Origin of the sequence: Roseovarius mucosus DSM 17069, assembly GCF_000768555.3 — a bacterium.
GTDB classification, from domain to species: domain Bacteria; phylum Pseudomonadota; class Alphaproteobacteria; order Rhodobacterales; family Rhodobacteraceae; genus Roseovarius; species Roseovarius mucosus.
Window position 1 is genome coordinate 172,363 of the sequence record NZ_KN293976.1, and the last position, 17,893, is coordinate 190,255.

17 protein-coding genes are annotated in these 17,893 nt (G+C 61.1%); 6 read left to right on the forward strand and 11 right to left on the reverse strand.

Features of this window, described 5'->3' with window-relative positions:
- Positions 1-11: 11 nt before the first annotated feature.
- The 3 genes from ROSMUC_RS04730 (at position 12) to ROSMUC_RS04740 (ending at position 3,967) form a co-directional block, all read left to right on the forward strand.
- On the forward strand, positions 12-971 hold the full coding sequence (locus tag ROSMUC_RS04730; RefSeq protein WP_037270168.1) for a tripartite tricarboxylate transporter substrate binding protein: 960 nt from the start codon (positions 12-14) through the stop codon (positions 969-971).
- 72 nt (positions 972-1,043) lie between these two features.
- Positions 1,044-2,453 (forward strand): acylating sulfoacetaldehyde dehydrogenase, encoded by a 1,410-nt coding sequence (gene sauS / locus ROSMUC_RS04735; RefSeq protein ID WP_037270436.1) that lies wholly within the window; start codon positions 1,044-1,046, stop codon positions 2,451-2,453.
- Positions 2,450-3,967: a class I adenylate-forming enzyme family protein gene (locus tag ROSMUC_RS04740; protein ID WP_037270169.1), complete on the forward strand. Its 1,518-nt coding sequence runs from the start codon at positions 2,450-2,452 to the stop codon at positions 3,965-3,967. Before sauS ends, ROSMUC_RS04740 begins: the two co-directional genes overlap by 4 nt.
- Before the next feature lie 29 nt (positions 3,968-3,996).
- Here ROSMUC_RS04740 and ROSMUC_RS04745 read toward each other — a convergent pair whose 3' ends face one another.
- From ROSMUC_RS04745 to ROSMUC_RS04775, 7 genes are all read right to left on the reverse strand, one after another.
- Positions 3,997-5,850 carry a heavy metal translocating P-type ATPase gene (locus ROSMUC_RS04745; protein WP_037270171.1) on the reverse strand — a complete coding sequence of 618 codons (1,854 nt, stop codon included), beginning with the start codon at positions 5,848-5,850 and terminating at the stop codon, positions 3,997-3,999.
- Positions 5,851-5,973: 123 nt separating this feature from the next.
- Positions 5,974-6,771 (reverse strand): phosphodiesterase, encoded by a 798-nt coding sequence (locus ROSMUC_RS04750; protein WP_037270174.1) that lies wholly within the window; start codon positions 6,769-6,771, stop codon positions 5,974-5,976.
- 2 nt (positions 6,772-6,773) lie between these two features.
- Positions 6,774-7,583 carry a carbohydrate ABC transporter permease gene (locus ROSMUC_RS04755; RefSeq protein WP_037270176.1) on the reverse strand — a complete coding sequence of 270 codons (810 nt, stop codon included), beginning with the start codon at positions 7,581-7,583 and terminating at the stop codon, positions 6,774-6,776.
- Positions 7,580-8,473, reverse strand: coding sequence for a carbohydrate ABC transporter permease (locus tag ROSMUC_RS04760; RefSeq protein WP_037270178.1), 894 nt, complete (start codon positions 8,471-8,473; stop codon positions 7,580-7,582). Before ROSMUC_RS04760 ends, ROSMUC_RS04755 begins: the two co-directional genes overlap by 4 nt.
- Positions 8,474-8,547: 74 nt before the next feature.
- Positions 8,548-9,804, reverse strand: a complete 1,257-nt coding sequence (locus tag ROSMUC_RS04765) for an ABC transporter substrate-binding protein (protein ID WP_037270180.1) — start codon at positions 9,802-9,804, stop codon at positions 8,548-8,550.
- Positions 9,805-9,846: 42 nt separating this feature from the next.
- On the reverse strand, positions 9,847-10,881 hold the full coding sequence (locus ROSMUC_RS04770) for an ABC transporter ATP-binding protein (RefSeq protein ID WP_037270182.1): 1,035 nt from the start codon (positions 10,879-10,881) through the stop codon (positions 9,847-9,849).
- A complete protein-coding gene (locus tag ROSMUC_RS04775) occupies positions 10,881-11,657 on the reverse strand; it encodes a DeoR/GlpR family DNA-binding transcription regulator (RefSeq protein WP_037270184.1) in 777 nt (258 codons plus the stop codon). The genes ROSMUC_RS04770 and ROSMUC_RS04775 overlap by 1 nt, the downstream gene beginning before the upstream one ends.
- Positions 11,658-11,955: 298 nt before the next feature.
- On the opposite strand from ROSMUC_RS04775, the gene ROSMUC_RS04780 reads away from it, so the two are divergent.
- Positions 11,956-12,840: an HAD-IIA family hydrolase gene (locus ROSMUC_RS04780; RefSeq protein WP_037270186.1), complete on the forward strand. Its 885-nt coding sequence runs from the start codon at positions 11,956-11,958 to the stop codon at positions 12,838-12,840.
- A gap of 39 nt (positions 12,841-12,879) precedes the next feature.
- On the opposite strand, the gene ROSMUC_RS04785 is transcribed toward ROSMUC_RS04780, so the two are convergent.
- Positions 12,880-13,635, reverse strand: a complete 756-nt coding sequence (locus ROSMUC_RS04785) for a class II aldolase and adducin N-terminal domain-containing protein (RefSeq protein WP_037270188.1) — start codon at positions 13,633-13,635, stop codon at positions 12,880-12,882.
- The gene (locus tag ROSMUC_RS04790) at positions 13,632-14,075 is read right to left on the reverse strand and encodes a VOC family protein (protein ID WP_037270190.1); all 444 of its coding nucleotides are present in this window, start codon (positions 14,073-14,075) and stop codon (positions 13,632-13,634) included. The genes ROSMUC_RS04785 and ROSMUC_RS04790 overlap by 4 nt, the downstream gene beginning before the upstream one ends.
- A gap of 74 nt (positions 14,076-14,149) precedes the next feature.
- On the opposite strand from ROSMUC_RS04790, the gene ROSMUC_RS04795 reads away from it, so the two are divergent.
- A complete protein-coding gene (locus ROSMUC_RS04795) occupies positions 14,150-15,613 on the forward strand; it encodes an AMP nucleosidase (RefSeq protein WP_206018424.1) in 1,464 nt (487 codons plus the stop codon).
- Between the two features lie 132 nt (positions 15,614-15,745).
- Positions 15,746-16,033 (forward strand): HU family DNA-binding protein, encoded by a 288-nt coding sequence (locus ROSMUC_RS04800; RefSeq protein WP_037270194.1) that lies wholly within the window; start codon positions 15,746-15,748, stop codon positions 16,031-16,033.
- A 102-nt stretch (positions 16,034-16,135) separates the two neighbouring features.
- On the opposite strand, the gene ROSMUC_RS04805 is transcribed toward ROSMUC_RS04800, so the two are convergent.
- Positions 16,136-17,119 (reverse strand): NAD(P)H-quinone oxidoreductase, encoded by a 984-nt coding sequence (locus ROSMUC_RS04805; RefSeq protein WP_037270196.1) that lies wholly within the window; start codon positions 17,117-17,119, stop codon positions 16,136-16,138.
- Positions 17,120-17,135: 16 nt separating this feature from the next.
- The gene (locus ROSMUC_RS04810) at positions 17,136-17,825 is read right to left on the reverse strand and encodes a COQ9 family protein (RefSeq protein ID WP_037270198.1); all 690 of its coding nucleotides are present in this window, start codon (positions 17,823-17,825) and stop codon (positions 17,136-17,138) included.
- Positions 17,826-17,893: the final 68 nt, after the last annotated feature.

Sequence of the window (17,893 nt, forward strand, 5' to 3'; positions counted from 1 at the left end):
AGGAGAAGACCATGACCAAGATACTCAAAGGGTTGGCAACGGCCCTACTGCTCGCGGCGTCCCCCGCTGTGGCGCAGGACTATCCGGACCGCCCCGTGATGATGATGGTCAGCTACGGCGCGGGTGGGGCCACCGATTTCCAGGCACGGATCGTGACCATGACCGCCGGAAACGAGGATGCGCTTGGCCAGCCCATCGCCATCATCAACAAGCCCGGCGCAGGCGGGCGCGTTGGCTGGAACTGGCTGGCGACACAGGCCGAGGCGGATGGCTACACCCTGGGTGCCTACAACATTCCCCATTTCATCGCGCAATCGATCGAAGGTGGCGTTGAATACAGCGCGGACAGCTTTGAACCAATTGCCAATTGGGGCGCAGACCCGGCAGTCTTTATCGTCGGCGCCGACAGCCCGTTCAACTCAATGCAGGATGTGGTGAACTGGGCCAAGGAAAATCCTGGAAAACTGACCTTCTCCGGTGCCGGTCTGTTCGTGGGGCACCATATTGCGGCCCTGCAGCTCGAAGCTGCCGCAGACGTCAAACTTGCCTATATCCCCAACAACTCAGGTGGAGCGGGCGCCATGAAGGCTGTGATCGCCGGAGAGGTCATGGGCGGTGTCAACAACCTGTCGGACGCTTATCGTGCCGCGAATGCGGGCAGCGTCAAGATTCTGGGTGTGTTCGATACTGAGCGCAGCAGCTTCCTGCCCGATGTGCCCACTTTGCAGGAATCCGGGTATGACATTGACAATTCCAGCGTGAATTATCGTGGCATCATGGCTCCCAAAGGCACACCTCAAGAGATCATCGACAAGCTGGCAGCCGTGATGCCTGCCATGTTCGCCGACCCAAAGGTCGTCAAACAGATGGAGGCCGGCGGATCGCCGATAAAGATCATGACGCGGGACGAAGTGATCGAGATGTGGGCCGCCCGCCAGCAAACACTAGAGAAGCTTTTGGCAGGGCTTTGATCCTGCAGCAAAGTCTGCATCGGCAGGGCAGCCCACGGCATGCCCTGCAACCAACCCGACAAGGAACACCAAATGAGCGTTGAAGGTGATATCGCTGCCGTCGAAGACGTGATGGCCAAGGCTCGGGCCGCACAAAGGGCCTATGAGGCAAGTGGGTCGCAAGAGCGCTATGACCGCACCGCAGAGGCCGTGGCTTGGGCCATCATGGAGCCTGCCCGCAACCGCGCCTTGGCGGAACTCTCGGTGGCCACCACCGGCATCGGCAATGTGCCGGACAAGATCACCAAGAACCACCGCAAGACGCTCGGGCTGATGCGCGACATCGCCGGGGCCAAGACTTTTGGTGTCATCCGCGACGATCCCGCAACCGGCATCACCGAAATTGCCCGCCCTATCGGGGTAATCGGTGCCGTGGTGCCCTCTACCAATCCGGGGGCAACCCCGGCCAACAACATCATCAACGCCCTCAAATGCGGCAATGCCATCGTGCTCTCACCCTCACCCAAGGGCGTGCCAACCTGTGAGCGATTGCTAGAGCATATCCACGCCGAATTTACCAAGATCGGGGCAAATCCCGATCTGGTGCAAATGGTGCCCGCGCCGGGATCCAAGGCCAAGACGCAGCGCATGCTGGAATTGTCCGACCTGGTGGTCGTGACCGGCAGCCAGGACAACGTGCGCCGCGCCTACACCTGCGGCACACCCGCGATTGGCGTGGGCGCAGGCAATGTGACCGTGATCGTCGATGAAACCGCCAATCTGGCCGCCGCAGCCGCCAAGATCGCAGCGTCCAAGACATTTGACAACGCAACGTCCTGCTCATCGGAAAATGCGGTTGTCGTGGTGGATGCTGTCTATGACGATTTTGTCGCGGCATTGGCCCGCGAAGGCGGCGCACTGGTTCCAGAGGCGGACTCAGCCGGTCTCGTGGCTCGACTTTGGCCCGACGGCCATCTCAACCGCGCGGTCATCGCACAGGACGCGCCGCGCATGATCGAGGCGCTTGGCCTCTCGGGGAAAGTGCCACAAGCGACGCGCTTTGTAGCGGTCGAAACGCGGGGGATCGGGCCAGAGCATCCGCTTTCAGGTGAAAAGCTGAGCCTTGTTCTGGCGCTCTACCGCGCCGCGGACTTCACGGATGCAACCAGTATCGTTGCACGCATCCTCAGCCATCAGGGGGCAGGTCATTCCATAGGCCTGCACAGCACCGACGATGCCCGCGCACGCCACCTGGCGGCAACGCTTCCGACCTGCCGGGTGATCGTCAATCAGGCGCATTGCTTTGCAACAGGCGGTGCCTTTAACAACGGCATGCCCTTTTCCCTCTCGATGGGATGCGGCAGCTGGGGCGGCAATTCCATCGACGACAATCTCAATTGGCGGCATTTCCTGCAAACCACCAAGATCGTGCGGGAAATTCCACCGCGAGAGCCGACGCTCGACGAGATTTTCCGCGCGTATTGGCAGGTGGCCGGACGATGAAGCTAAGCCGCGACACGCCCCCCAAAGGCACGATACGGGACTGGGTCGATGCCCGCGCCGAGGCCGGTGGCATGGCGCTGTCCTTTCCAGATGAAGGCACCACGCTGGATTGGCCCGGTTTGCGCAGCCGCGCACGGGCGATCGCTGCCCTTTTGACAGCACGGGGGATCGCCAAAGGGGAAAGTGTCGCCATCCTGCACCCCAACGGGCAGGCGGCGATCGAGGCGATTTATGGAACGCTCTACGGTGGCTTTCGCGCCACGATGATCAACCTCGTCGCTGGGGCAGAGGCGATTGGCTACGCGCTCGACCATTCCGGTGCGCGGGTGGCGCTCGTTCATCCAACTCAGGAGAGCGTATTCCAGAGCGTAAACCCCGGCGGGCGCATTGCCATGTTGAACATGGCCGAGACCGCGCCTGAAACCGTCCTGCATCCTGTCACCCCCGACGATCATGCTTTGCTGATGTATACCTCGGGCACCACGGGGCGCCCCAAGGGGGTTGTGCACACCCAAGCAAGCCTTCTGGCCGGGGGGTGGACCACGACCATCGCCCATGATCTCACACCCGGGGATACGGGGCTTTGTGTTTTGCCGGTCTATCATATCAACGGGCTTTGCGTGTCTGTGATGGGCTCGCTCGTGTCGGGCGGGCAGTTGGCCATGTGCGCGCGGTTCTCTGCACGCCGGTTCTGGGCGCAAGCTGCCGAAACACGGGCCACTTGGTTTTCGGTCGTGCCGACCATCGTATCGCATCTGTTGCATGGGGAAACTGGACCAGACCCAGAGACCCGCAGACGGCTCCGGTTCGGGCGCTCCGCCTCCTCCCCTCTGCCGGTCGAGGTTCATACGGCGTTCGAGGCCCGGTTCGATGTGCCCATTGTCGAGACGATGGGCCTTACAGAGACCGCGGCGCAGATCCTCTCGAACCCTCTTCCGCCCGGCAGGCGCAAGATTGGCTCTCCGGGTATCGCCTATGGCAATCTGGCCGAGGTGGCAGGGCCGGATATGCGCCCGCTACCTCCGGGGGAAGAGGGCGAAATCATCGTCAAAGGCCCAAACGTCATGCTGGAATATCTGCGAAATCCCGAGGCCACGCGCGACAGCTTCACACCGGATGGCTGGCTGCGCACCGGCGATCTGGGACGCAAGGATGCAGAGGGCTATTTCTTTGTCACGGGACGCCTCAAGGAACTGATCATAAAGGGCGGCGAGAATATCGCGCCGCGTGAAATCGACGAAGTGCTCTACGCGCATCCCGATGTGGTCGAGGCGGCGGCCTTCTCTTGTCCTTGCCCGCGCTACGGCGAGCGGGTCGAGGCTGCAGTCGTCCCAAGACCGGGCTCGACACTGACGGCCGAGACCCTTTTGACGCTTTGCAAGGACCGTCTCGGGACGTTCAAAAGCCCGGATCACATCCATTTTCTAGACGAGTTGCCCAAGGGGCCGTCGGGCAAAATTCAGCGTGTCAGGCTCAAGAGCCTGCTGGCTGGGGACCTGGAGCGCAATTCCTGACAACATTCTGAAGATTGGATGAGAAACGATCACACACGCAGCGCGTCACTGGGGGAAATACGCAAAGCGCGCAAAGCATTCAGGATGACGGCAACGTCAATCACCTCTTGCAAGAGGGCACCCTGAACCGGGCTTAGGTAGCCATAGGCAGCAGCGATCATGCCCATCACCGAAAGACCGATCCCGACAACAACGCTTTCAACAGCGATCCGGCGTGCCGCGCGGGCAATCTCGATCCCGGGCCCCAGCGGGTCGATACGATCAACCAGAAGCACCACATCGGCCGCCTCAGCGGATGCGGCTGCACCCCGCGCGCCCATGGCGACGCCGACATCGGCAGCACTAAGAGCAGGCGCATCATTCACGCCGTCCCCCACCATCATCACCGGACCGCGCTTGCGTTCGGAAAGTACAAGCAGCACCTTTTGATCGGGCGTAAGACCCGCCCGCACCCCATCAAGGCCCAACCCCTCGGTCACGCGTTTGGCCACATCGGCGCGGTCGCCGGTCGCAAGCAGGATACGGCGCACCCCTTCGCGCCTCAGCCCGTTCAGCATAGCGCCGGCGCCGTCGCGCAGCGGGTCGGACATCACCAGATGTCCCGCCATTTGACCGTCAATTGCGACGGCAACCAAAACCGATCCGGCAGCCATGCTGGACGCATCGCCAGACACACGCCCGACAAGAGCCGCGACAAAACCATCCCCCCCGACGATAACGGGGCGGCCTTCGACTCTGCCCACCACCCCCTCACCGGGCAGTTCCACCACCTCTGAGGGTACGGGCAAGCGGAGACCTTCTGCCTTTGCCGCCGCGACGACGGCTTGCGCCACGGGATGCTTCGAGGCCTGATCAAGGGCTGCGGCCATGCGCAGGATTTCTTGCTCGCTCGTGTCACCGTAACAGGCGATGGACACGATTTTCGGCCGACCATCCGTCAAGGTGCCCGTCTTGTCGAGGATCAAGGTATGAATGCGCGCCATCGTCTCCAGCGGTCCCGCACCCTTGATAAGCACGCCGAAATGGGCGGCGCGCGAGAGGCCAGCCACCAATGCCACCGGAACAGCCAGAATCAAGGGACAGGGCGTGGCCACAACCAGCACCGCGACCGCGCGGATTGGATCGCCCGTGAACCACCACGCAGCAAAGGCGATGCTGACAGTCACCGCGAGAAAACCGAGGGACCACTTGTCAGCCAGCCGGGACATGGGCGCCTTGGACGCCTGCGCCTCGGCGACCAGCCTTACAATTCCGGCATAAGTGCTGTCCTTGGCCGGGCGCAGCGCCGTGAGGTCAAACGCCTCGCCCGCATTGGTGGCCCCACTCATCGCCTCGGCCCCGCGCATCAGGCGTACCGGCAGGGATTCACCCGTCAGCGCCGACGTGTCGACAAAACCGGTCTCCGAGGCCAGAGTGCCATCAACCGGCACCACGTCACCCTGCCGGATCAGCAACCGGTCACCCGGTAAAATCTCGTCAATGGGGATATCTTCAAGCCCGTCGTCGCGATGCCGCGTCGCGGTTCGCGGCACGCGAGACAGTAGCGCATGCATCTCTCGCCGCGCGCGGCCCTCGGCGAAGCTTTCAAGAAAGGTGCCCCCCGAATACATCACCGCGACCACCGCCGCTGCAAGTGTTTCGCCAAACGCAAGCGCCGCCGTCATCGAGAGCGCCGCGACGATATCGAGGCCCACCTCGCCCCGGCTGAGGCTGCGCAGAATCTCGATCACAAGCGATGCAAGCACGGGCACGACCCCGGCAATCCAGATAAGGCTGGCGATGCGGGCCTCATCCGCAAGATAGAAGGCAAGTCCAATGACCAAGCTGGCTACCGCCAGCAGTAGGAGCGCGCTCTTGAGGCGGTCCGATCCGGTTTGTTCCATGCGACCTCGTTCTCCCCGGCCACGCACCCACCTTGCGTAGCCCGCATGATCACTCAGGTCACAGAGACCGTCCAGCCCGAGTTTTACCGCAAGAAAGCTGCGGCTCCAGAAAGGACGACGCGCTCAGAACGCGAAAGGCCCATCCCCATAGCGCAATGGCAGTTCGGTCCAGACCCCACCCACCCCCGTGTCGATCACGGCGCATCCCGTTGGTCCCGTCAGAAACCCGACCGGTGCCTCTTTGCGCACGTCCAGTGCAAACGCACTGCAACAGGACGGGGCTGTCACGACCGGATGTCGCCCCAAAAGACCATGATAGACACCATGCACATGCCCGGCCAATACCCGAACCGGCGCATCATGTTGATCCAACACCGAGCGCAAGGCGTCAGGGTTCTCCAGACCGATGGCATCCATGAAACGTATGCCGGTTCGCAGCGGCGGGTGATGCAGAGCAACAAGCGTCTGCCTGCGTCCCGCCGTGGACAATGCCTCGGACAAAAGCACGAGACTTTCATCGCGCAGAGTGCCGCCGCCCTTACCCTCGATCAACGTATCGAGGCCGATAACGCGCGTGTCTCCGATATCCGCGACCCAGTCGATCTGGCCAGTTGACCTTATCTCTGGCAGGTCGGAAAACGCAGCCCTGAACGTTTCTCGATCATCGTGATTGCCCGGCACCACCAGCAATCTCTGCCCCAATCGCTCGAGTTGCTCGCGTGCAACTCTGTAACTCTCGGCGCTGCCATCATCACTGATATCGCCGGTCACAAGGACGGCATCCACGGGTCCGATGGATTCAAGCCGGTGAATGAGCGTGTCCACAGCCCCCCGAAAAAGACGGGCGGTGTCGAGTTGCCCCGAAACCAGCAGACCCTCTGGCACAATGTGAAGGTCGGTCAGGTGGAGAAACCGCGCCATGTTTACTTGATCCCCGCGCGCAAGAAGGCCTGCACGAACTGTCTTTGAAAGACAAGGAAGGCGACCAGCAAAGGTGCCACGGACATGATCGTTGCCGCCGAAATCACGCTGATGTTCACGCCGTTCTCGGGCGCGCCAAAAATCGAAAGCCCCACGGTGAGCGGTCGGGTATCCGGCGAATTGGTGACAATCAACGGCCATAGAAAATTGTTCCAATGGGTCGAAACCGACACCAGCGCATAAGCCAGATATGTGGGCCGCGCGAGCGGCACATAGACCCGCCACAGGATACCGAACCAGCCGCATCCCTCGACGCGCGCCGCCTCGTGCAGTTCGATCGGCACGCCCTTGAACGCCTGACGCATGAGGAAAATGCCAAAGGCAGATGCCATATAGGGCATGCCCACCCCAAGGATCGTATCGAACAGTCCGAGACGCGAAATCATCACGTAATTCTCGACAATCAAAACTTCGGGCAGAATGAAAAGCTGCATCAACACCAGAAGAAACACGATGTCACGCCCCGGAAAGCGCACCTGCGCAAAGGCAAAACCCGCCAGCGTTGTCACGAAGAATTGCCCGATCAGGATTACGGTCACCAGGAGGAAAGTGTTGAGAAAATATCGGAGCCAAGGCGCACCGGCCCAAGCGGTGCGGAAATTGTCCAAGGTCCACGGCGCGGCAATGTTGAAGTTCACCGCATCCGACGTGGTGTGAAACGCCGCCCAGACGGCAAAGACCAGCGGCGAGATCCAGATCACCGCCAGCAGCAGCGCGCCGAAGGTTTCGAGGTGTCGCATGAGGCCGCTCATTGGTAATGGGTCCGCTTGTCAAGGATGGTGAACTTGATCCCCGCCACCACGCCCAGCACCAGCAGGATCAGGATCGTCATCGCCGCCGCCTGCGGCGCGTCGAAGAACGCAAAGGCCATTTCCCAGATGTAGTAGAGGATAAGCTTCGAGGCGTCGTTCGGCCCGCCCTTTGTCAGGATGAAGAGGTGATCAATCAGTTTGACCGAGTTGATCAGCGCGTTGACCATGATGAAGAGCGTGGTCGGCATCAGGAGCGGCAGCACGATCCGGCGCGTGTAGGTCAGGCGGCTTGCCCCCTCGATATCGGCAGCCTCCTTGAGGTCCTCGGGAATGGTCTGAAGCGCGGCGAGATAGAAGATCATGAAGAACCCCGCCTCTTTCCAGATCGTCACGATGATCACGGCCCAAAGTGCCGTCTCCGGCTGGCCAAGCCAATTGACAGAGGGCAGCCCAAAGAGCGCCCCGATCTGATCCAGAACCCCCAATCCCGGCGTGTAAAAGAACAGCCAGAGATTAGCAGCGGCGATCATCGGCAGCACGGTGGGCGTGAAATAGGCGGTCCGAACAAAACCGCGCGCCGGGATCTTGGAATTGGCCCATAGCGCCATGCCAAGGGCAATCGCGATGGAAACGGGGATCGTGGCACCCGCATAGATCAGGTTGTTCGTGACCACCTTCCAAAAGGTCGGATCGGCGAAGAGCTCAGCGTAGTTTTCCGTGCCAACGAATTCACTGGGTTTGCGGCGCGTTTCCCGGCTGAAAAGGCTGGTCCAGAGAGTCGCCAGCGACGGATAAAAGGCAAAGGCCGTCAGCAAAATCGCGGCAGGGGATAGCAGAAGCCATCCGTAAATCGCCTGTCTGCGGCGTTCGATATTCACATGCTGCGCCATGTTCGGCCTTTTTAGCGGTCAATGTCGACGCCGGACCACGCCCGACGCCGACAAAAGGGACGTCCGATCAGAATTTACCGGTAGTCTTTCAACAGCCGCTCGGCGGCCTCTTGTGCCTCGGCCAAGGCATCCGCAGGCGCTTTGCCGCCCGTCAATGCCGCCTGAATGGCGTTGTTGAGCCCATCGCGCACGCGCGCCGTCTCGAAGGTCGAGAATTCGGCAACGGCGTTTTCAAGCTGGTTGCGCGCGACAAGAGCCGGCGGGAACTCTGCTGTATAGGCCTTGAGCGCTTCGGTGTCATAGGATGCGGGCGACACCCCCATATAGCCGGTGGCAATCGACCATTCTGCGGCCTGTTCGGGCGCGGTCATGAACTCGATCAGCTTGAGCGCTGCGGCCCGCTCTTCTTCAGTCGTGTCCTGAAAGACATAGAAATTGCCACCACCGGTGGGCGAGCCGGGCCGCACATTCGCCGGAAGCACCGACACCCCGAAATCAAAGCTGGCTTCTTTCTTGACCGCCGTCAGGTTGCCGGTCGAATGCCACATCATTGCCGTCTGACCTTCGAGAAAGGCCTGACGCAGCGTGCCCCATTCCACCGTCCCTTCGGGCATGATGCCATGCTCGGTCGAGAGCGATTTCCAGAATTCCAGGGTCTCGACAACCGCGGGGTCGTCAAAATAGGTCTCCAGCCCGTCACTGGACATCAGTTCCTTGCCATTCTGAATGGCGAGCGCCTGGAACATCCAATAGGGATAGCCGGTCGAGGGGATCATCAGACCATAGGTGCCATCTTTGGTCAGGGCCTTGCCCATGCTGACCATCTCGTCCCACGTGGCCGGGGGCGCCTCGGGGTCAAGACCTGCGGCACGGAACATATCCTTGTTGTAATAGGCCACGATGGTCGAACGCTGGAACGGGATACCCCATGTCTTACCCTCGATCCGGCCGTTGGCCATCAATGCGGGATAAAAGCTGTCGAGCCAGCCTTGGTCCACACCTTCGATATCCTCAAAGGCGACAATCTTTTCCTGCTCGATCAGGTCATAGGCGTCGATCGAAAAGAGCACCGCCAATTGCGCGGGCTCGCCCGAGGCCATGGCCGAAAGCGCCCGCACGCGCGTGTCATCGTAATTGCCCGAATAGATCGCGTTGACCTTGATGTCGGGGTTGGCCTCTTCGAACTTGGCGACGATACCATCCACGACCTCGGTCAGCGCACCGCCAACCGCAATCGGGTAATACATCGTCAACTCGGTTTGCGCCGCGACCGGCGCGGCGGTCAGGGCCGCCAATGCCGTTGCTAGACTGATCTTTCTGAAGGTGTTCATGATTTTCTCCCTTGAATTAAACGTGGTCATTCGAACGTGACCTCACACAGTCACGCCATTCGGATGCCGAAGCCTGTTTCCCTCTGCGTCGAAGAAATGCAGGTCCTCATCGGCAAAATCTATTTCGAGGTCCTCGCCCGCCGGAATGTGCCGCAGGCCCGGCATCGAAATCGTAAGCCCGCGCGCGCCCGGATGCGTCAGACCCACAAAGGTCTCCGATCCCAGGAACTCACACTCTGAAACCCGGCATTTCAGCCGCCCCTTGCCAGCCTCAGCTAAGCGTAGGCTCTCGGCGCGCAGGCCGATCATGGTCGCGCGTTCGAAACCCGGCAGCATCGCACTGTCGATCAGCGCCATCGGCGGTGCGCCGACGAATTCCGCGACAAAGGTATTGGCGGGGCGGTAATAGAGATCCTCTGGCGCACCGGACTGCTGAATTCGCCCGTCCCGCATCAGCACGACGTGATCGGCCATGCTCATGGCTTCGGTCTGATCATGGGTCACATAGACAACGGTGATGCCCAGATCGAGTTGCAGCTTCTTTATATCCTTGCGCACAGACGCGCGCAGCTTGGCATCGAGGTTCGACAGCGGCTCATCCATCAGGCAAAGCGGCTGGTTCGCCACGATAGCACGGGCAAGGGCCACGCGCTGTCGCTGGCCACCTGACAACGCACCGGGCTTGCGCGCCTCATAGCCCAAAAGCCCGGTGATCTCGAGCGCGCGCTTGAGCTTCTCGCGCCGTTCGGCAGCCGGTACGCGGCGCACTTTGAGGCCAAACACCACATTCTCGGCAACGCTCAGATGCGGAAAGAGCGCGTAGGATTGAAACACCATCGACAGATTGCGCTCTGACGGCGCGGCTGTGGTCACGTCCTTGCCGTCGATGATGATCCGCCCCTCGTCCGGCAACTCCAACCCCGACAGCAGCCGCAGCGTGGTCGATTTCCCGCACCCGGACGGACCAAGCAGCGCAACAAACGACCCACGCGGGATGGACAGGGAAACGCCCTCGACACCAAGCTGCCCATTCCAGCGCTTGGCGACATTCTGCACCTCGACGAACGTGTCAGGCATCACTCGGCATCCTCTGCAAAGGTGATGCGGTCGCCCAACTGCTCGACCAGCCCGCCAAACGGCGCGGCTGGCGGGCGGTCGCATATGATGTGGTCGATCCGTGCGATATTGCCGCCAACGGCAGGAGCAAGGCGCCCGAACTTGCTGTGGTCGATCACAAGGATGGATTTCCGCGCGTTCTGCCACATGCGGTGGGTGGCGCGCACTTCGGCCTGATGAAATTCGAGCAACTCGCCCTCCGCTCCGATTCCCGCCGTTCCAAAGAGGGCGAATTCTGCGCGATAGCGATCAAAGAACTCGACCACCTCCTCGCCCACGAAATCGCGGTCCGGCAGGCGAAGCTCGCCACCCGGAAGGATGATGCGGTTGGAAATCTCTTCACTCAGCGCCATCGCCGCGCTGAGATTGTTGGTGACGATGGTCAACTCCTTCTTGCGATGCAGCGCCCGCGCCACGCTGAGAACAGTCGATCCGATGGAGATGAAAACGGTGGAGCCATTCGGGATCAGCGCCGCTGCGGCATTGGCAATCGCGCGCTTGCCCACGAGATTCGTACCGGCCCGCTGATCGAACGGTGTGTTGCGCCGCCCCTCGGCCAGCTCGATACGCCCGTGCGACCGTTGCAGCGTGTCGCCATCGCAGAGGATATCGAGATCGCGTCGGATCGTCTGCATCGACACGCCAAACATCTCGGCAAGCGCGCCCACGCTCACCCCTCCCTGTTCCTGAACGACCTCTTGAATGAGGTCGTGTCGCCTGCTTTTCTTGGACGCCATTTCAGCCCCGTTGGTTTTGGTCGATTGTTGGACACGAAATGCAACAAAGCAACATTTTTCTACTCGAATCGCTTGCCGATTTTCGCCAACTCTTGCGCCACCTGATAAGAACTGCCTGTCTCGGTGGAGTTTTCCGTTGCGCCCCCTGCTATCGCGGATATGTGACAGAGGTATGAAATGTCGCTTTGTTGTTTTGACTTTAATTTTTTTACTTACGCTGTAAGTTTTCCCCAAGCTGGAGGTCGCTCCAGCGCTGCGGCACACGCAGTTTGACCAAGCCAAGGGACCAGCCAAGCCGATGGATACTGCCGCAACCATTTTCGACCGCTACGAGGCTGTGCGCCATCGCCTGCCTTCGGCGAGCCCTCCGGCCAGAACATCGCAAATCGCATCGCTGCACGACATAGCGGCCCATGCCGATGCCTTTGTCTTTGACGCCTACGGTGTGCTCAATATCGGCGAGGCCGCGATTCCCGGCGCTGCGCAACGCCTGCGGGAATTGCGCGAGATCGGGTGTCAGATTCGCATTCTCTCAAACGCGGCCAGCTACACGCATACAGGGGCCGTGACCAAGTTTCAGAAACTGGGCATGGGGGTGAAGGACCACGAGATCATCACCAGCCGCGACGCGACATTGGCACATCTGGACGAGCGTTTGTGGGGATGCATCGCCGCACCACAAGACAACCTGTCCGACATCACGGCCCCCACACGGCGCCTCGTGGATGACCCCACAAGCTATGATCAGGTCGAGGGGTTCTTGTTCCTCTCGACCGAAGTCTGGTCTCTGGACAGACAGGCTTTGCTCGAATCCGCGTTGTCAAAGCGGCCAAGGCCCGTGATCATCGCCAATGCCGATCTGGTTGCTCCACGCGAACATGGGTTCTCGCTGGAACCCGGTTACTTCGGGCATCAACTCGCGGATCGCGGCATTCAGGATGTGCGGTTCTTTGGCAAACCTTTTCCCGCGGTCTATGAGATGGTCGAGGCCTCGCTGCCCAACCTCTCGCCCGAACGCATCATCATGTGCGGCGATACGCTGCACACGGATATTCTCGGAGCCGCATCACGGGGCTGGCAGACAGTTCTCGTGGAAAAGGACGGTCTCTTTTCGGGCCAAGACACTGGCGCCTATCTTTGCCAGGCCAACCTCTTTCCGACGTGGCGCCTGTCGCGCATCTGAGACAGGCGCAAACGCGCAAACCACGCCGGCCAAAGGAGGTTATTGCGCGTAATCCGAACCTTCAGCATCCAGAATAGCCTTGAGTTCCGAAAGGTGGCGCTCCGCCTGACCGGGATAGTCATCGAGTTCCTGCGCTGTCTTTTCTGCAACCGCGTCGGACAGCACCCGCAAGGGCCGCCCGGTTTGCAAGGCGCGAATATAGGTCTCGGCGGCGCGCTCGAAGTAATAGAGCCTGTTAAAGGTGTCCGCGACACTGTCGCCAATGACCATCACACCATGGTTGCCCATGATCAGCACCTTGTGGCGCGGGTTGGTCAAAAGCCGCGCACAGCGCGCGCCCTCATCCTCGAATGCCAGCCCACCATAGCTCTCATCCACCACATGCCGATTGTAGAAGGTGGCGCAATTCTGGTCGATCGGCGGCAAACGGCTGTCGGCGAGGCTGGCCAGAACCGTGGCATGGATGGAATGCACATGCATGGCGCAACGGGCATGGGCGCAATGCCGGTGCAGACCGCCATGCAGGCCCCAGGCGGTCGGATCAGGCGCATTCGGACCCTCCAGCGTTTCGGGATCATTGGCATCCACGACGATCATGTCACTGGCCCGAATCCGGGCAAAATGCATCTGGTTGGGGTTCATCAGGAACCGCGTGCCGTCCTCATTGATCGACAGGCTGAAATGATTGGCCACCGCCTCGTGCATGTTAAGGCGCGCAGTCCAGCGAAAGGCGGCGGCAAGATCAACGCGCTCTTGCCAGTGGTCCATGTTGGGGCGCAGATTGGTCACGGTCATGTCGCGTTCCTTTCAGTCTCGGTGAGGGGCCGCGAGGCGACCCAGGCATAGCCATCGGGGCACAGGATGCAGCATTCGCGCAGCCCATGGGGTTTGTTGGTGGGGGGTTGAAGGATCATGCCGCCCGCACCCGTCGCGCGGGCGGCGGCAATGTCTGGATCTGTGTCGAAGAGGTGAATCGATGCCCCGGCCCCACGCGGCGGGCTCTCGGGCACAAGGCCAAGGATCGGATTGGCGGCATAGGTGTGATCTGCGTGGAGTTGCATCACCTGATCACCGTAGACCATGATCGCAAAATCCGCGCTGATCCGGTGGGCAGTCATGCCATAGACATTCACGAGGAACGCCGCCTCACCCCGCACATCGCGCACCAAGAGGTTAAGGCCAAGCCCGCGCAGGCCCGCGCCGAAATCCTGTGGTGAAATGCTCTCGTAATCCATTGACGCCCCTTTGACCGCAGCTTGATCATGCCCCCGGCGCGTGTCAACCTGAGACCATGGCGCAGGAGACAGGCATGAGCATCCACACCCCCGACCGGATCGACCCGGAGGCTTTCACAGAGGCGCGCGCGGCGGTGGACCGGCTCTGCCAGCTTTACGAGGCGAGCACGGCCTTTCTCTGTGACGCCTTTGCGCGCGCTTTGGCCGGGGATCTGCCGCAGGGCCGCGTGCGCGCCTTTTATCCCGAAATTCGCATGACCACCGCAACCTATGCCAAGGTCGATAGTCGCCTCAGTTTCGGCCATGTCTCCAACCCAGGAACCTATGCCGCAACCATCACGCGCCCGGACCTCTTTCGCGCCTATCTGGAACAGCAGATCGGCTTGCTCTTGGTCAACCATGGCGTCGGGGTGACAATCGGCCTCTCCGACACGGCGATGCCAGTGCATTTCGCCGTCGCAGGCGATGCGGGGTTGAGCGTGCCGCAAGAGGGCGCAGCCGAGTTCACCTTGCGCGATTACTTTGACGTGCCGGATCTTGCGACCACCAATGATGACATCGTCAATGGTACATGGACGTCGGGGCTGGATGGCGCGGCCCCACTGGCGCCCTTTACCGCGCAACGTATTGATTATTCGCTGGCGCGGCTCACGCATTATACCGCGACCGACCCCTGCCACTTCCAGAACTACGTTCTTTTCACCAATTACCAATTCTATGTCTCGGAGTTCGAGACCTATGCCCGGCGCATGTTGGCCGATAGGACAAGCGGCTATACCGCCTTTGTCAGCACCGGCAATGCCGAGATCAGCGGGCCGGATGCCCCCTTGCCCGCGCCCGAGCGCTTGCCACAGATGCCCGCCTATCACCTCAAACGGGCGGATGGGTCTGGGATCACGCTGGTCAATATCGGAGTGGGGCCCTCCAATGCCAAGACCGCGACCGACCACATCGCCGTGCTGCGCCCGCATGCCTGGGTTATGGTGGGTCATTGCGCGGGGCTGCGCAATTCGCAGTCCTTGGGTGATTTCGTGCTGGCCCATGCCTACCTGCGCGAGGATCGCGTGCTTGATGCCGACCTGCCCGCCTGGGTACCGATCCCCGCGCTGGCCGAAATCCAGATCGCCCTGCAAGAGGCGGTGGCAGCAGAGACGCAGTTGGAGGGGTTTGACCTCAAGCGCGTCATGCGCACCGGGACCGTGGCCAGTGTGGACAACCGCAACTGGGAACTGCGCGAGCAATCGGGGCCGGTGCAGCGCCTCAGCCAATCGCGCGCCATAGCGCTCGACATGGAGAGCGCCACGATTGCCGCCAACGGATTCAGGTTCCGGGTGCCCTATGGAACCTTGCTATGTGTGTCGGACAAGCCTTTGCAGGGCGAGTTGAAATTGCCAGGCATGGCCTCGGAATTCTATAAATCACAGGTCTCACGCCACCTGATGATCGGGATTCGCGCCATGGAATCACTCCGCCGGATGCCGCTCGAACGCATCCACAGCCGCAAATTGCGCAGTTTTGAAGAGACGGCCTTCCTTTGACCCTACGGAAATCCGCACAAAATCCGGCAAAAGGGCTTGCTTTTGCCCACTAGTCGTTGTGTTTAGCCACATCATAGCGTTTAATCGCGCGCATGAGGCCCAAGGGACGGGCAGTTGCAAGGAGACCATAAAATGGCAAAACCCATGACCAAGACCCAACTTGTCGCCGCTCTGGCCGATGATATGGGCAGTGACAAGAAGACAGCAGGCGCAGCTCTGGACGCCGTGATCGCGATCATCACTCGTGAAGTATCCGCAGGCGGTGCCGTGACCCTGCCCGGAATTGGCAAGATCTATTGCCGCGAGCGCCCCGAGCGTATGGTGCGCAACCCCGCCACTGGCGAGCAAATGAAGAAAGAGGCCGACAAGGTGGTCAAGATGACCATTGCCAAGGCGCTCAAGGACAGCGTCAACGGCTGATCCCCGGCCCGCTGGCAGGATTTCTGCAAAGCCAGCCTATACCAGAGACCAGAAGGGCCGCCCAATGGGGCGGCTTTTTATTTGTCTGACCGCAGGATCGGGTCACGCCACCTTGAGGACGATCTTGCCGATGTGCCCGCTCGATTCAAGGCGGGCATGGGCGGCAGCGGCCTCGGCCAAGGGAAATTCGGAATCCATAACCGGGGCGATTTTTCCAGCCTCGAGCAAGGGCCAGACATGGGTGCGCAACGCCTCTGCAATCCGGGCCTTGGCCAGATCGCTTTGCGGTCGCAGGGTGCTGCCGGTGATCGTCAGGCGGCGCATCATCACCTGAGAGAAGTTCAACTCGACCTTGGGCCCCTGGAGGAAAGCAATCTGCACCAGACGCCCATCGTCGGCCAAGGCATTGACATTGCGCGGCAGATAATCGCCACCGACCATGTCGAGGATGAGATTGGCCCCACCTTGGGCGCGCAGCACCTCAACGAAATCTTCCTCGCGGTAGTTGATGGCGTGTTCGGCGCCCAGATCTGCGCAGGCCTTGCATTTCTCGGCGCTGCCGGCAGTGGCAAACACCCGCGCGCCAAAGCTATGGGCGAGTTGAATGGCGGTCGTACCAATCCCGGATGAACCGCCATGCACAAGGAAACGCTCGCCAGACTTGAGCCCGCCGCGCTGAAAGACATTGGACCAGACCGTATAGAAGGTTTCCGGCAGGCAAGCGGCCTCTTTGAGGCTGAGGCCACGCGGCACGGGCAAGCAATGCGCGGCAGGCGTGGCCACATATTGGGCGTAACCCCCGCCCGGTAAGAGAGCGCAAACCTGATCGCCAAGCGCCCACTCACTGACGCCCGCGCCAAGCGCCACGATTTCACCAGCCCCTTCTAGGCCCGGCAGGTCAGAAGCCGAGGGCGGCGGCGCATAGAGCCCGGCGCGCTGCAACGCATCTGGACGGTTGACGCCCGCATAGGCCAGCCGGATCACCACCTCGCCTGCGCGCGGTGTTGGAACGGGGCGTGTCGTCAGTTTCAAGACATCTGGGCCGCCCGCCTGCGTGATTTCGACGGCCTGCATCGCTTCAGTCATGGGTCTGTCCTTGTTCTCAGTTCGGCCCGTTCCAACGACCCGGCATCCCGGTCTGCGCACTTGCTTGGGGCGCACGGATGCGGCTCAAAAAGTTGAGCGGTCCCGCCATGAGGCCCGACATCCACCGGTTGTCACGGGCCTGTGCCTTGAATTTCTCGATCTGCATCACATCCTCGATGCGACGATCCAGAAACTCCCATGTGCGGGTTTGACCTTCGCTGTCGTCGCCCAACCAATAAAGAACGGTCGCGCCATAGACGCCGGACAGCGTGGCGCGTTTGGTGTACCAATTCACATCCTCGGATGTATCGCCAAGCGCCATCCAGATGTGATCCGCAGTTTGCCAGAGCGCGCGCGCGCCATCGGCAGCATAGGGCGGCAGGGAAAAGAGGGTCATGCCCCGGCGGACAAGTTCACGATCCTCGACCACCTCAAGCCGGGCACGCACGGCAAAGGCCACGCGGTCACGAAAACGTAAGCTGCTCAGATCCGTCTCGGCCAGTCGTTTCAGCATCGCGGCATCCCCGGCCGCATGATAGGCGAGCGCAAGATCGACCGCGCCCCGCGGGCAGATAGCAGCCACGAGGCCGGGGGCAATCCCAGCATCCTCGGCAGCGAGGCGCAGAGTGGTCTCGCTCCAGCCATCGAACGGCACATGCATCGCTGCAGCCGCGAGCAGACGGGTCATCAGATCGGGTTCGGACATCGGCGTTTCTCCTTGCGGCGCACCCTAGACAAATCCGGGATGCTTTGCTATACGGCGCCTTCCTGCAA

Bases quoted from the DNA above. Each gene is read 5' to 3' on its own strand.
- ROSMUC_RS04745 (WP_037270171.1), bottom strand. From the start codon at position 5,850: ATGGAACAAACCGGATCGGACCGCCTCAAGAGCGCGCTCCTACTGCTG.
- ROSMUC_RS04730 (WP_037270168.1), top strand. From the start codon at position 12: ATGACCAAGATACTCAAAGGGTTGGCAACGGCCCTACTGCTCGCGGCG.
- sauS (WP_037270436.1), top strand. From the start codon at position 1,044: ATGAGCGTTGAAGGTGATATCGCTGCCGTCGAAGACGTGATGGCCAAG.
- ROSMUC_RS04765 (WP_037270180.1), bottom strand. From the start codon at position 9,804: ATGAACACCTTCAGAAAGATCAGTCTAGCAACGGCATTGGCGGCCCTG.
- ROSMUC_RS04790 (WP_037270190.1), bottom strand. From the start codon at position 14,075: ATGGATTACGAGAGCATTTCACCACAGGATTTCGGCGCGGGCCTGCGC.
- ROSMUC_RS04795 (WP_206018424.1), top strand. From the start codon at position 14,150: ATGAGCATCCACACCCCCGACCGGATCGACCCGGAGGCTTTCACAGAG.
- ROSMUC_RS04750 (WP_037270174.1), bottom strand. From the start codon at position 6,771: ATGGCGCGGTTTCTCCACCTGACCGACCTTCACATTGTGCCAGAGGGT.
- ROSMUC_RS04740 (WP_037270169.1), top strand. From the start codon at position 2,450: ATGAAGCTAAGCCGCGACACGCCCCCCAAAGGCACGATACGGGACTGG.
- ROSMUC_RS04785 (WP_037270188.1), bottom strand. From the start codon at position 13,635: ATGACCGTGACCAATCTGCGCCCCAACATGGACCACTGGCAAGAGCGC.
- ROSMUC_RS04800 (WP_037270194.1), top strand. From the start codon at position 15,746: ATGGCAAAACCCATGACCAAGACCCAACTTGTCGCCGCTCTGGCCGAT.
- ROSMUC_RS04805 (WP_037270196.1), bottom strand. From the start codon at position 17,119: ATGACTGAAGCGATGCAGGCCGTCGAAATCACGCAGGCGGGCGGCCCA.
- ROSMUC_RS04760 (WP_037270178.1), bottom strand. From the start codon at position 8,473: ATGGCGCAGCATGTGAATATCGAACGCCGCAGACAGGCGATTTACGGA.
- ROSMUC_RS04775 (WP_037270184.1), bottom strand. From the start codon at position 11,657: ATGGCGTCCAAGAAAAGCAGGCGACACGACCTCATTCAAGAGGTCGTT.
- ROSMUC_RS04780 (WP_037270186.1), top strand. From the start codon at position 11,956: ATGGATACTGCCGCAACCATTTTCGACCGCTACGAGGCTGTGCGCCAT.
- ROSMUC_RS04770 (WP_037270182.1), bottom strand. From the start codon at position 10,881: ATGCCTGACACGTTCGTCGAGGTGCAGAATGTCGCCAAGCGCTGGAAT.
- ROSMUC_RS04755 (WP_037270176.1), bottom strand. From the start codon at position 7,583: ATGAGCGGCCTCATGCGACACCTCGAAACCTTCGGCGCGCTGCTGCTG.
- ROSMUC_RS04810 (WP_037270198.1), bottom strand. From the start codon at position 17,825: ATGTCCGAACCCGATCTGATGACCCGTCTGCTCGCGGCTGCAGCGATG.